Origin of the sequence: Priestia sp. TGN 0903, from assembly GCF_050846855.1 — a bacterium.
GTDB lineage: Bacteria > Bacillota > Bacilli > Bacillales > Bacillaceae_H > Priestia > Priestia zanthoxyli.
On the sequence record NZ_JBOZGL010000012.1, the window covers coordinates 18,908 to 31,835 of the forward strand.

Annotated in this window: 9 protein-coding genes and 1 other annotated feature; all 9 genes read left to right on the plus strand. The window is 40.3% G+C overall.

Annotation, left to right across the window (positions count from 1 at the left end; genetic code table 11):
- Positions 1-14 precede the first annotated feature (14 nt).
- Positions 15-158: a sequence feature (ribosomal protein L10 leader region), on the plus strand.
- Between the two features lie 40 nt (positions 159-198).
- The 9 genes from rplJ to fusA all read left to right on the plus strand — a co-directional run bounded on the left by rplJ (position 199) and on the right by fusA (position 12,845).
- Positions 199-699, plus strand: coding sequence for a 50S ribosomal protein L10 (rplJ, locus tag ACRPLY_RS24570; RefSeq protein WP_013054916.1), 501 nt, complete (start codon positions 199-201; stop codon positions 697-699).
- Between the two features lie 44 nt (positions 700-743).
- Complete coding sequence (gene rplL / locus ACRPLY_RS24575; RefSeq protein ID WP_013054917.1) at positions 744-1,106, plus strand: 50S ribosomal protein L7/L12; 363 nt, start codon at positions 744-746, stop codon at positions 1,104-1,106.
- A gap of 112 nt (positions 1,107-1,218) precedes the next feature.
- Positions 1,219-1,821, plus strand: a complete 603-nt coding sequence (locus ACRPLY_RS24580; protein WP_034263652.1) for a class I SAM-dependent methyltransferase — start codon at positions 1,219-1,221, stop codon at positions 1,819-1,821.
- Positions 1,822-2,066: 245 nt separating this feature from the next.
- The gene (rpoB, locus tag ACRPLY_RS24585) at positions 2,067-5,630 is read left to right on the plus strand and encodes a DNA-directed RNA polymerase subunit beta (protein ID WP_028412662.1); all 3,564 of its coding nucleotides are present in this window, start codon (positions 2,067-2,069) and stop codon (positions 5,628-5,630) included.
- Positions 5,631-5,692: 62 nt separating this feature from the next.
- Entirely contained in the window at positions 5,693-9,286 is a 3,594-nt protein-coding gene (gene rpoC / locus ACRPLY_RS24590; RefSeq protein WP_013081369.1) for a DNA-directed RNA polymerase subunit beta', read from the plus strand.
- Between the two features lie 131 nt (positions 9,287-9,417).
- Positions 9,418-9,666 (plus strand): 50S ribosomal protein L7ae-like protein, encoded by a 249-nt coding sequence (locus ACRPLY_RS24595; RefSeq protein WP_013054921.1) that lies wholly within the window; start codon positions 9,418-9,420, stop codon positions 9,664-9,666.
- Positions 9,667-9,765: 99 nt separating this feature from the next.
- Positions 9,766-10,188, plus strand: a complete 423-nt coding sequence (gene rpsL / locus ACRPLY_RS24600; RefSeq protein WP_013054922.1) for a 30S ribosomal protein S12 — start codon at positions 9,766-9,768, stop codon at positions 10,186-10,188.
- A 50-nt stretch (positions 10,189-10,238) separates the two neighbouring features.
- Positions 10,239-10,709 carry a 30S ribosomal protein S7 gene (rpsG, locus tag ACRPLY_RS24605; RefSeq protein WP_013054923.1) on the plus strand — a complete coding sequence of 157 codons (471 nt, stop codon included), beginning with the start codon at positions 10,239-10,241 and terminating at the stop codon, positions 10,707-10,709.
- A 57-nt stretch (positions 10,710-10,766) separates the two neighbouring features.
- A complete protein-coding gene (fusA, locus tag ACRPLY_RS24610; protein WP_028412663.1) occupies positions 10,767-12,845 on the plus strand; it encodes an elongation factor G in 2,079 nt (692 codons plus the stop codon).
- Positions 12,846-12,928: the final 83 nt, after the last annotated feature.

A 12,928-nucleotide genomic window follows, 5' to 3' on the forward strand; every position in this document is an offset into this window, starting at 1 on the left:
AGATAATGTTGTTAAAAAGAATAACATTTGTACCGTAGACAGTAGGTGCTGCAAAGCTTAATTTCCTACCGAGGTGTGTGAGATAAATTAGTGAAACGTTATGGTTCGCTTACTACACCTCCATGTCTTTATTGTCATGGAGGTTTTTTATTGCACCTTGTCTGAGTGTACGGAAGGAAATCTACAGGAGGTGTAAAGATGAGCAACGTAATTGAACAAAAGAAACAAGTCGTAGACGAAATTGCTGAAAAACTTCAAGCGAGTAACTCAATAGTTGTCGTTGACTACCGTGGTTTGAATGTTGCTGAAGTTACTGAACTTCGTAAGCAATTACGTGAAGCAGGCATTGAGTTCAAAGTTTACAAAAACACTTTAACTCGCCGTGCTGTAGAAAAACTTGAACTAACAGATCTTAATGATGCGTTAGTAGGTCCAAATGCAATCGCATTTGGTGGAGAAGATGTTGTTGCTCCAGCTAAAATTTTAAACAACTTCGCTAAAGAACACGAAGCGTTAGAAATCAAAGCTGGTGTAATTGAAGGTAATGTTGCATCTGTTGAAGAAATTAAAGCACTTGCAGAACTACCATCTCGCGAAGGCTTACTTTCTATGTTGCTTAGCGTGCTTCAAGCTCCAATTCGCAACCTTGCTCTTGCTACAAAAGCTGTGGCAGATCAAAAAGAAGAACAAGGTGCATAATCTAGTCTGTTATATATAACACAATCACAAGGAGGAAATTAACAATGACTCAAGAACAAATCATTGAAGCAGTTAAAAATATGACTGTTTTAGAACTTAACGATTTAGTAAAAGCAATCGAAGAAGAATTTGGCGTAACTGCTGCTGCTCCTGTAGCTGTAGCTGGCGGTGCTGCTGGTGAAGCTGCTGCTGAGAAAACTGAATTTGACCTAGTACTTGAAAGTGCTGGCGGACAAAAAATCAAAGTTATCAAAGTAGTACGTGAAATCACTGGTCTTGGCTTAAAAGAAGCTAAAGAAATCGTTGATAACGCTCCAAAAGCTCTTAAAGAAGGTATTTCTAAAGAAGAAGCTGAAGAAGCAAAAGCTAAACTTGAAGAAGTTGGCGCTTCTGTAGAAGTTAAGTAATTATTGCTTAACAACTGATATAAAAAAGCTCGCTTGTACAAGCGAGCTTTTTTGCTTCTGTCATCCTTTTCATTTATAGTAAAGAAGAACATATTGATTAGGAGGTTCTATTTTGACAGAACATTATTTTTCTAATACACCATCGTCTGCAAGTAATGAAGAGCGCTTTTCATTTGAATTGAGAGGAACCTCTTTTTCATTTACGAGTGACAGCGGTGTTTTTTCAAAAAAAGAGATCGATTTTGGATCGCGCCTGTTAATTGAAACGTTTCAAATGCCTGAGAGTCCCGGCCCGCTTCTGGATGTTGGGTGCGGATATGGCCCGATTGGGTTGGCTCTTGCAAAAGAGGATAGCCAAAGAAACGTTCATATGGTCGATGTTAATGAACGTGCATTAGCACTAGCTCAAAAAAATGCTGAAGTTAATTCAGTATCAAATGTTTCAATCTATCAAAGCTCTTGCTATGAAAATGTGAAGGAAACGAATTTTGCAGCTATTCTTAGTAATCCGCCGATCCGTGCGGGTAAAAAAGTTGTTCATGAAATTCTAGAAAAGTCATTAGATCACCTTGCTGACCAAGGAGAACTTTGGATTGTGATTCAGAAAAAGCAAGGAGCGCCATCTGCTCTTGCGAAATTAGAATCTCTATTTAATGAAGTAGAAGTAGTAGAAAAGAAAAAAGGGTATTATATCATATGTGCTAAAAAATGTTGACTAATATTTTTTAGTATGTTAGCATTATAAAATGCCAATATATAAATATTCCATATAAGCTCGGGTTATACATAAAATAAAAGGTATAATTTTGAATTATATGGGAAAAACTAATAAAATCAATAGTACGTTTTTATGAAATTGTGGTTTTCTATTTAAAGAGACCATTTTTCTTTTGTTCAATAATAAACATATGGTTTATTATATATTTTGAATAATAACGCTTGATTTGAGGGGTGAATCAGTTGACAGGTCAACTAGTTCAGTATGGACGCCACCGCCAACGCAGAAGTTATGCTCGTATTAGTGAAGTTTTAGAGTTACCGAACTTAATCGAGATTCAAACGGCTTCATACCAATGGTTTTTAGATGAAGGTTTACGAGAAATGTTCCAAGATATTTCTCCAATTGATGATTTTACAGGTAACTTATCACTAGAATTTATTGATTACAGCTTAGGTGAGCCAAAGTATTCAGTAGGAGAGTCTAAAGAACGTGATGTAACTTATGCAGCACCTCTTCGTGTTAAGGTGCGGTTAATTAATAAAGAAACAGGTGAAGTAAAAGACCAAGATGTGTTCATGGGAGATTTCCCATTGATGACCGAAACAGGTACCTTTGTAATTAATGGTGCTGAGCGTGTTATCGTATCACAGTTGGTTCGTTCACCAAGTGTTTACTATAGTGGAAAGCTTGATAAAAACGGTAAAAAAGGATATACAGCAACTGTTATCCCTAACCGTGGTGCATGGCTAGAATATGAAACTGATGCAAAAGATGTAGTATACGTGCGTATTGATCGTACTCGTAAACTGCCAGTAACAGTGCTGTTACGCGCGCTAGGTTTCGGTTCTGACCAAGAGATTATCGATTTAATCGGTGATAATGAATACATCCGTAATACGCTTGAAAAAGATAATACGGAAACAACGGAAAAAGCGCTATTAGAAATCTATGAGCGTTTACGTCCGGGTGAACCACCGACAGTTGAGAATGCGAAGTCTCTATTAGTATCTCGCTTCTTTGATCCAAAACGATATGACTTAGCGAACGTAGGTCGCTATAAAATTAATAAAAAGCTTCATATCAAACATCGCTTATTTAATCAAAAGCTAGCTGAAACATTAGTTGATCCTGAAACAGGTGAAATTATTGCAGAAAAAGGCGCAATGATTGATCGCCGTCTGCTAGATCGCTTGATTCCGATGCTTGAAGGTGGAGTAAACTTCAAAACTTATAGTCCGGTTGGTGGAGTAGTAGAAGACGATGTTACATTACAATCTATTAAGATTTATGCGCCAAATGATCCAGAAGGTGAAAAAGTCATCACTGTATCAGGCAACGCTTATGTAACAGAAGAAGTTAAAAATATCACACCTGCTGATATTTTAGCATCAATCAGTTACTTCTTTAACTTGCTTCATCAAGTAGGAGACACAGATGATATCGACCACTTAGGTAACCGTCGTCTGCGTTCTGTAGGTGAATTGTTACAAAACCAATTCCGTATCGGTTTATCTCGTATGGAACGTGTTGTTCGTGAAAGAATGTCAATTCAAGACACGAATACAATCACACCTCAACAATTAATTAATATTCGTCCAGTTATTGCGGCGATTAAAGAGTTCTTTGGAAGTTCTCAATTATCACAGTTCATGGATCAAACGAATCCATTAGGCGAATTGACGCACAAACGTCGTCTTTCAGCTCTAGGACCTGGTGGTTTAACGCGTGAACGCGCTGGTTTCGAAGTGCGTGACGTTCACTACTCCCACTATGGCCGTATGTGTCCGATTGAAACGCCAGAGGGTCCGAATATCGGGTTAATCAACTCACTTTCTTCTTATGCAAAAGTAAACAAATTCGGTTTCATCGAAACACCTTACCGTCGTATCGATCCTGAAACAGGTAAAGTGACAGAGCGAATTGACTACTTAACAGCTGATGAAGAAGATAACTATGTTGTAGCCCAAGCGAACGCTCGTCTAGGTGATGATGGTTCATTCTTAGATGAAAATGTCGTTGCACGTTTCCGTGGAGAAAACACGGTTATCCGTCGCGATCGTTTAGACTATATGGATGTATCACCAAAACAAGTTGTATCTGCCGCTACAGCATGTATCCCATTCTTAGAGAACGATGACTCTAACCGTGCATTAATGGGTGCGAACATGCAACGTCAAGCAGTACCTTTATTAAATCCTGAAGCACCAATCGTAGGTACAGGTATGGAATATGTATCTGGTAAAGACTCTGGTGCAGCCGTGATTTGTAAATACCCTGGCGTTGTAGAGCGCGTAGAAGCAAAACAAATTTTTGTTCGCCGCTATGAAGAAGTAGACGGACAAAAAGTTAAAGGTAACTTAGATCAATACAAATTATTAAAATTCGTTCGTTCTAACCAAGGTACTTGTTACAACCAGCGTCCAATTGTTTCAGTTGGCGACGAAGTAGTAAAAGGTGAGATCTTAGCCGACGGTCCTTCAATGGAAAAAGGTGAGCTTGCTTTAGGACGAAACGTAATGGTTGGTTTCATGACATGGGATGGTTACAACTATGAGGATGCCATCATCATGAGTGAACGCCTTGTGAAAGACGATGTATATACGTCTGTTCATATTGAAGAATATGAATCTGAGTCTCGTGATACGAAACTTGGACCTGAAGAAATTACGCGTGACATTCCAAACGTAGGTGAAGATGCGCTTCGCAACTTAGATGAGCGTGGAATCATCCGCATTGGTGCAGAAGTAAAAGATGGAGATCTTTTAGTTGGTAAAGTAACGCCAAAAGGTGTAACAGAACTAACAGCTGAAGAACGTCTTCTACACGCTATTTTCGGTGAAAAAGCGCGTGAAGTTCGTGATACTTCTCTTCGTGTACCGCACGGCGGCGGTGGAATTATCCTTGATGTTAAAGTCTTCAACCGTGAAGATGGCGACGAATTACCACCAGGTGTAAACCAATTAGTCCGTGTATACATTGTTCAGAAGCGTAAAATCTCTGAAGGTGACAAAATGGCCGGTCGTCACGGTAACAAAGGTGTAATTTCACGTATTTTACCGGAAGAAGATATGCCTTACCTACCAGACGGTACGCCAATTGACATCATGTTAAACCCATTAGGGGTACCATCTCGTATGAACATCGGTCAGGTGCTAGAGCTTCATTTAGGTATGGCTGCTCGTAAGCTTGGCATTCACGTTGCGTCTCCAGTATTTGATGGTGCGCGTGAGGAAGATGTTTGGGCAACAATCGAAGAAGCTGGCATGTCTCGTGATGCTAAAACAGTTCTATATGATGGTCGAACAGGTGAACCATTCGATAACCGTGTATCAGTAGGAATCATGTACATGATCAAACTTGCTCACATGGTAGACGATAAACTTCACGCTCGTTCTACTGGACCATACTCACTTGTTACACAACAACCACTTGGTGGTAAAGCGCAGTTCGGTGGACAGCGTTTTGGTGAGATGGAAGTATGGGCACTTGAAGCATACGGTGCTGCTTATACATTACAAGAGATCTTAACAGTGAAATCAGACGACGTAGTAGGTCGTGTGAAAACATACGAAGCAATTGTTAAAGGTGAAAACATTCCAGAACCTGGCATACCTGAATCGTTCAAAGTATTAATCAAAGAACTACAAAGTTTAGGTATGGATGTGAAGATGCTTTCTGCTGACGAGCAAGAAATTGATATCATGGACTCAGAAGAGGACCATGAGCAACCAACAGAATCAATTATTGCAGATAACGAAGAAAGCCTTTCTGAAGGACAAAAAGATCCTGTCACAAAAGAGTAAGGAATTACTTTCATATAAACGTTAAGGGAAAAAACCTGTAGATTAAAAGGGAGGTAGGCTCCTTGCTAGATGTAAATAACTTTGAGTATATGAAAATCGGTCTAGCTTCGCCAGATAAAATTCGTTCTTGGTCGTACGGTGAGGTAAAAAAACCTGAAACGATCAACTATCGTACGTTAAAACCTGAAAAAGACGGCTTATTCTGTGAGCGTATTTTTGGTCCACAAAAGGACTGGGAATGTCACTGCGGAAAATATAAGCGCGTTCGTTATAAAGGTGTTGTATGTGATCGTTGTGGCGTAGAAGTTACGCGCGCAAAAGTTCGTCGTGAACGCATGGGTCACATCGAACTAGCTGCACCTGTTTCACATATTTGGTACTTCAAAGGTATTCCTAGCCGCATGGGACTTGTCTTAGACATGTCCCCTCGTGCGCTAGAGGAAATCATTTATTTTGCTTCTTATGTAGTAACAGATGCTGGTGATACACCACTTGAAAAGAAACAGCTTTTATCAGAGAAAGAATACCGTGCGTATCGTGAGAAGTACGGACAAACTTTCCATGCAGCAATGGGTGCTGAAGCTGTTAAAAAATTATTGCATGACATCGATCTTGATAAAGAAGTAGATGCTTTGAAAGAAGAATTGAAAACTGCTCAAGGTCAACGTCGTACACGTGCTATTAAACGTTTAGAGGTACTAGAGGCTTTCCGTCATTCTGGTAACGAACCTTCTTGGATGATTTTAGACGTTCTACCGGTTATTCCGCCAGAACTTCGTCCAATGGTTCAATTAGATGGTGGACGCTTTGCTACGTCTGATCTAAATGATTTATATCGCCGTGTAATTAACCGTAACAACCGCTTAAAGCGTTTATTAGACCTTGGAGCTCCTAGCATTATCGTTCAAAACGAAAAGCGTATGCTTCAAGAAGCTGTAGATGCATTAATCGATAATGGTCGTCGTGGCCGTCCGGTAACAGGACCAGGTAACCGTCCATTAAAATCTCTTTCTCACATGTTAAAAGGTAAGCAAGGTCGCTTCCGTCAAAACTTATTAGGTAAACGTGTTGACTACTCTGGCCGTTCGGTAATCGTTGTAGGTCCGAACTTAAAGATGTATCAATGTGGTCTTCCAAAAGAAATGGCGTTAGAGCTTTTCAAACCTTTCGTAATGAAAGAGCTTGTTGAACGCGGTTTAGCTCATAACATCAAGAGTGCAAAACGTAAAATTGAACGTGTGCAACCTGAAGTATGGGACGTATTAGAATCGGTTATTAAAGAGCATCCAGTTCTTTTAAACCGTGCACCAACGCTACACAGACTAGGTATTCAAGCATTTGAACCTACGCTTGTAGAAGGTCGCGCTATTCGTCTTCATCCGCTTGTATGTACAGCATATAACGCTGACTTTGACGGTGACCAAATGGCGGTTCACGTTCCATTATCTGCGGAAGCACAAGCAGAAGCACGTATCTTAATGCTTGCTGCTCAAAATATCTTGAACCCTAAAGATGGTAAACCAGTTGTTACACCTTCACAGGATATGGTATTAGGTAACTACTACTTAACGCTTGAGCGTGAAGAGGCAGTTGGAGAAGGCATGGTGTTCAAGGATACAAATGAAGCACTATTAGCGTACCAAAACGGTTATGTGCATCTTCATACACGTGTAGGTGTGTATGCAGGTTCTTTAAACAACGAAACGTTTACAGAAGCACAAAATCAACAGTTGCTTGTTACAACGGTTGGTAAATTAGTTTTCAACGAAATTTTACCAAAATCGTTCCCATACATTAACGAACCAACAAGAGAAAACTTAGAAGTGAAAACTCCTGAGAAGTACTTTGTTGAAAAAGGTGCAGATGTGAAGGAATTCATCAAGAATCAACCGGCTATCGCACCGTTTAAGAAAAAAATCTTAGGTAATATTATCGCTGAAGTATTTAAACGTTTCAAAATTACTGAGACTTCTAAAATGCTTGACCGTATGAAAGACCTAGGTTTCAAATATTCTACTAAAGCTGGTATTACAGTTGGTGTAGCTGATATCGTGGTTTTAGGAGAAAAAGAAGTTATCTTAACAGAAGCGCAAGCTAAAGTAGATAACGTACTAAAACAATTCCGTCGCGGTTTAATTACTGAAGATGAGCGTTATGAGCGTGTTATCTCTGTATGGAGTAGCGCGAAAGACGTTATCCAAGGTAAATTAATGGCGTCATTAGACAAACGCAACCCAATCTTCATGATGAGTGACTCTGGTGCCCGTGGTAACGCATCTAACTTCACTCAGCTTGCAGGTATGCGTGGACTAATGGCCAACCCGTCTGGTCGTATCATTGAGTTACCAATCAAATCTAGTTTCCGTGAAGGTTTAACAGTATTAGAGTACTTTATCTCTACCCATGGTGCACGTAAAGGTCTTGCCGATACGGCTCTTAAAACAGCTGACTCAGGTTACCTTACTCGTCGTCTGGTTGACGTGGCACAAGACGTTATCGTACGTGATGACGACTGTGGTACAGACCGCGGTATTCTGGCTGTTGCAATCAAAGAAGGAACAGAAGAAATTGAGAAACTTGATGAGCGTCTAATTGGACGTTATGCAAGAAAAACACTACTTCACCCAGGAACAAACGAAGTGTTAGTGAAAGAAAACGAACTAATTACAGAAGACCTAGCTGAAACAATTGTGGATGCTGGTGTTGAAGAAGTATGGATTCGTTCTGCATTCACATGTAACACTCGCCACGGTGTATGTAAAAAATGTTACGGTCGTAACCTTGCAACTGGTTCAGAAGTTGAAGTGGGTGAGGCAGTTGGTATCATCGCTGCTCAATCTATCGGTGAGCCAGGTACACAGTTAACGATGCGTACATTCCATACAGGTGGGGTTGCTGGAGACGATATCACTCAAGGTTTACCGCGTATCCAAGAGATCTTCGAAGCGCGTAACCCTAAAGGTCAAGCCGTTATTTCTGAAATTGAAGGTACAATTGCCGGCATTTCTGAAGGACGCGATCGTCAGCACGAAATTACTGTTCAAGGAGAGATTGAAACTCGTTCTTACACAGCTCCGTACAGTGCACGCCTGAAAGTTATTGAAGGACAGCGCATTGCACGTGGTCAAGAATTAACGGAAGGTTCAATTGATCCTAAAGAATTACTAAAAGTAAAAGACATCACGGCTGTACAAGAGTACTTGCTTCGTGAGGTGCAAAAAGTATACCGTATGCAAGGGGTAGAAATTGGAGATAAACACGTAGAGGTAATGGTTCGCCAAATGCTTCGTAAAGTGCGCGTAATGGATTCAGGAGATACAGATGTATTACCAGGTTCATTACTTGATATTCACCAATTCACTGATGCTAATGAAAAAGTATTACTTGAAGGCAATCGTCCAGCGACAGGCCGTCCTGTATTACTTGGTATTACAAAAGCATCTCTTGAAACTGATTCCTTCTTATCTGCTGCGTCATTCCAAGAAACAACTCGTGTTCTTACAGATGCTGCAATCAAAGGAAAACGTGATGAGTTGCTTGGACTTAAAGAGAATGTTATCATTGGTAAGCTAGTTCCGGCTGGTACAGGTATGACGAGATATCGTAATGCTGAACCAATCAAAAACCAAGCTGAAGAAACGGTAACAATCGACTAATTATAAAATCATTACTCTAGAATGGATGTTTTTTAAAAAAACTACGAAACGTTAGTTGACATCCATTCTAGGGAATGATACTATATCAAAGGTGCTCCTATAAACTACCTGTTACTTTGGAGGATATGATAATGTCTTATGAAAAAGTATTACAGGCTGATCATATTATTGTAGGAACAAAGCAGACGGTGAAAGCATTAAAAAAAGGTACAGTAAAGGAAGTCATCATTGCTGAAGACGCTGATTTTTATGTCACATCCATTGTGGCAAAAACGGCACAGCAAGAAAACGTTCCGTATACGTATGTCCCTTCTATGCGAAAGCTTGGTCAAGCTTGTAGGATAGAAGTTAACGCTGCAACTGTTGCAATTATTAGTTAACACGTTTTTGAACTTTTAGTTTCAAAGACTTTGTTTTTTGCTAAAAAATGAACCACCTGGATGTGTGGTCTTACAAAAGGCGAAAGGAGGAAAAATTAAATGCCTACTATTAACCAATTAATCCGTAATGGTCGTGTGAGTAAAGGTAAAAAATCTGACTCACCTGCTTTAAACAGAGGTTACAACAGCTTCAAGAAAGCTCAAACTAACCAATCTTCTCCACAAAAACGTGGTGTATGTACACGTGTGGGTACTATGACACCGAAGAAACCGAACTCGGCTCTTCGTAAATATGCTCGTGTACGTTTAACAAACGGTATCGAGGTAACAGCTTATATCCCAGGTATTGGTCACAACTTACAAGAACACAGCGTGGTACTTATCCGCGGTGGACGTGTAAAAGATTTACCAGGGGTACGTTACCATATCGTACGTGGTGCACTTGATACTGCTGGTGTGGATGGCCGTATGCAAGGTCGTTCTAAATATGGTACTAAGCGACCAAAAGCAGCTAAAAAATAATAGCTTAACAATTAATAGATAAACTTTTAAAAGTGAAAGGAGGAAGTAGAATGCCACGTAAGGGACCTGTTGCAAAAAGAGACGTATTACCAGATCCGATTTACAATTCTAAGCTTGTATCTCGCTTAATCAACAAAATGATGCTTGATGGAAAGCGCGGTAAGTCACAAGCTATTCTTTATAGAGCATTCGATTTAGTACAAGAGCGCAGTGGTAAAGAAGCTATGGAAGTATTCGACCAAGCTCTTAAAAACATCATGCCTGTACTAGAAGTTAGAGCACGCCGTGTAGGGGGTTCTAACTACCAAGTTCCTGTAGAAGTACGTCCAGAGCGTCGTACTACTTTAGGTCTTCGTTGGTTAGTAAACTATGCTCGTCTTCGTGGAGAAAAAACGATGGAAGAGCGTTTAGCTAACGAAATCCTTGACGCAGCTAACAACACTGGTGCTGCAGTTAAGAAACGTGAAGATACTCACAAAATGGCAGAAGCTAATAAAGCATTTGCTCATTACCGTTGGTAATCTTTTAACGAAACTTTTAAAAAAACAAATTATAATATGGAAGGAGAAATACCTAAGATGGCAAGAGAGTTCTCCTTAGAAAACACTCGTAATATTGGGATCATGGCTCACATTGATGCTGGTAAAACAACAACAACTGAGCGTGTTCTTTATTATACTGGCCGTATCCATAAAATTGGTGAAACTCATGAAGGAGCTTCACAAATGGACTGGATGGAGCAAGAGCAAGAACGTGGTATCACTATCACGTCTGCTGCGACAACTGCTTCTTGGAAAGGTCACCGCGTTAACATCATCGATACTCCTGGACACGTAGACTTCACTGTTGAAGTTGAGCGTTCATTACGTGTACTTGATGGCGCTGTGGCAGTTCTTGATGCTCAATCTGGTGTTGAGCCTCAAACAGAAACAGTATGGCGTCAAGCGACTACGTACGGTGTTCCCCGTGTCGTATTCGTTAACAAAATGGACAAAATTGGTGCTGACTTCTTGTACTCTGTAAAAACGATCCACGATCGTTTAGGTGCAAATGCTCACCCAATTCAGTTGCCAATCGGTGCTGAAGATGACTTCGAAGCAATCATTGACCTTGTGGAAATGAAAGCATACTTCTACGAAGATGACTTAGGTACTCGTTCAGAATCTCGTGAAATTCCTGAGGAATACAAAGAGCAAGCTGAAGAATACCGTGCAAGCCTAGTAGAAGCTGTTGCAGAACTTGACGAAGAATTAATGATGAAGTACTTAGACGAAGGCGAGCTTACAGTTGAAGAACTAAAAGCTGGTATCCGTAAAGGTACTTGTGACGTTGAATTCTACCCAGTTATCTGTGGTTCAGCATTCAAAAACAAAGGTGTACAATTAATGCTAGATGCGGTAATTGATTACCTACCATCTCCAGTTGATGTACCAGCAATCCAAGGTATCGTACCTGACACAGAAGAAGAAGTTACGCGTGAGTCTAGCGACAACGCTCCTTTCTCAGCATTAGCGTTCAAAGTTATGACGGACCCTTATGTTGGTAAATTAACGTTCTTCCGTGTGTACTCTGGTGTACTAAGCTCTGGTTCATACATCAAAAACTCTACAAAAGGTAAGCGTGAGCGTGTAGGTCGTATCCTACAAATGCATGCTAACTCTCGTGAAGAGATTTCTGAAGTATACGCTGGAGATATCGCGGCAGCTGTAGGATTAAAAGATACTTCTACTGGTGATACTCTATGTGACGAAAAGAGTCTTGTAATTCTTGAGTCTATGGAATTCCCAGAGCCAGTTATCTCTTTATCTGTTGAGCCAAAATCAAAAGCTGACCAAGATAAAATGACGACAGCTCTTCAAAAGTTACAAGAAGAAGATCCAACTTTCCGTGCGGAAACTAATACAGAGACTGGTCAAATCATCATCTCTGGTATGGGTGAGCTTCACCTTGATATCATCGTTGACCGTATGCGTCGCGAATTCAAAGTAGAAGCAAACGTTGGTGCTCCTCAAGTAGCTTACCGTGAAACTTTCCGCGCTGGTGCGAAAGTTGAAGGTAAATTCGCTCGTCAATCTGGTGGTCGTGGACAATTCGGTCACGTTTGGATTGAGTTCGAACCTAATGAAGAAGGAAAAGGCTTTGAATTTGAGAACAAAATCGTTGGTGGTGTAGTTCCACGTGAATACATCCCTGCAGTTCAAGCTGGTCTTGAAGATGCATTACAAAACGGTGTTCTTGCTGGTTATCCATTAATCGATATCAAAGCTGCTTTAGTTGATGGATCTTACCATGACGTTGACTCAAGTGAGATGGCGTTTAAAATTGCCGCTTCTATGGCTCTTAAAAACGCAGTATCAAAATGTAACCCAGCTATCCTTGAACCAATGATGAAGGTTGAAGTTGTTATCCCTGACGAATACTTAGGAGATATCATGGGTGACGTTACGTCTCGTCGTGGACGTGTAGAAGGTATGGAAGCACGCGGTAACGCTCAAGTTGTACGTGCATTCGTTCCACTTTCTGAAATGTTTGGTTATGCAACTGCATTACGTTCAAACACTCAAGGTCGCGGAACATATTCTATGCACTTCGATCACTACGAAGAAGTTCCTAAATCAATTTCAGAAGAAATTATTAAAAAAAATAAAGGTGAATAATTGATTTTCACTCTTTATTGAAGTATAACTACTTATGTACGCTGTGAAAGTGGAGCTCATTCCCTTTCACGGCCTCATAAACC

Coding starts and splice junctions, on each gene's coding strand:
- ACRPLY_RS24595 (WP_013054921.1), top strand. CDS start 9,418: ATGTCTTATGAAAAAGTATTACAGGCTGATCATATTATTGTAGGAACA.
- rpsG (WP_013054923.1), top strand. CDS start 10,239: ATGCCACGTAAGGGACCTGTTGCAAAAAGAGACGTATTACCAGATCCG.
- rpsL (WP_013054922.1), top strand. CDS start 9,766: ATGCCTACTATTAACCAATTAATCCGTAATGGTCGTGTGAGTAAAGGT.
- rplL (WP_013054917.1), top strand. CDS start 744: ATGACTCAAGAACAAATCATTGAAGCAGTTAAAAATATGACTGTTTTA.
- fusA (WP_028412663.1), top strand. CDS start 10,767: ATGGCAAGAGAGTTCTCCTTAGAAAACACTCGTAATATTGGGATCATG.
- rplJ (WP_013054916.1), top strand. CDS start 199: ATGAGCAACGTAATTGAACAAAAGAAACAAGTCGTAGACGAAATTGCT.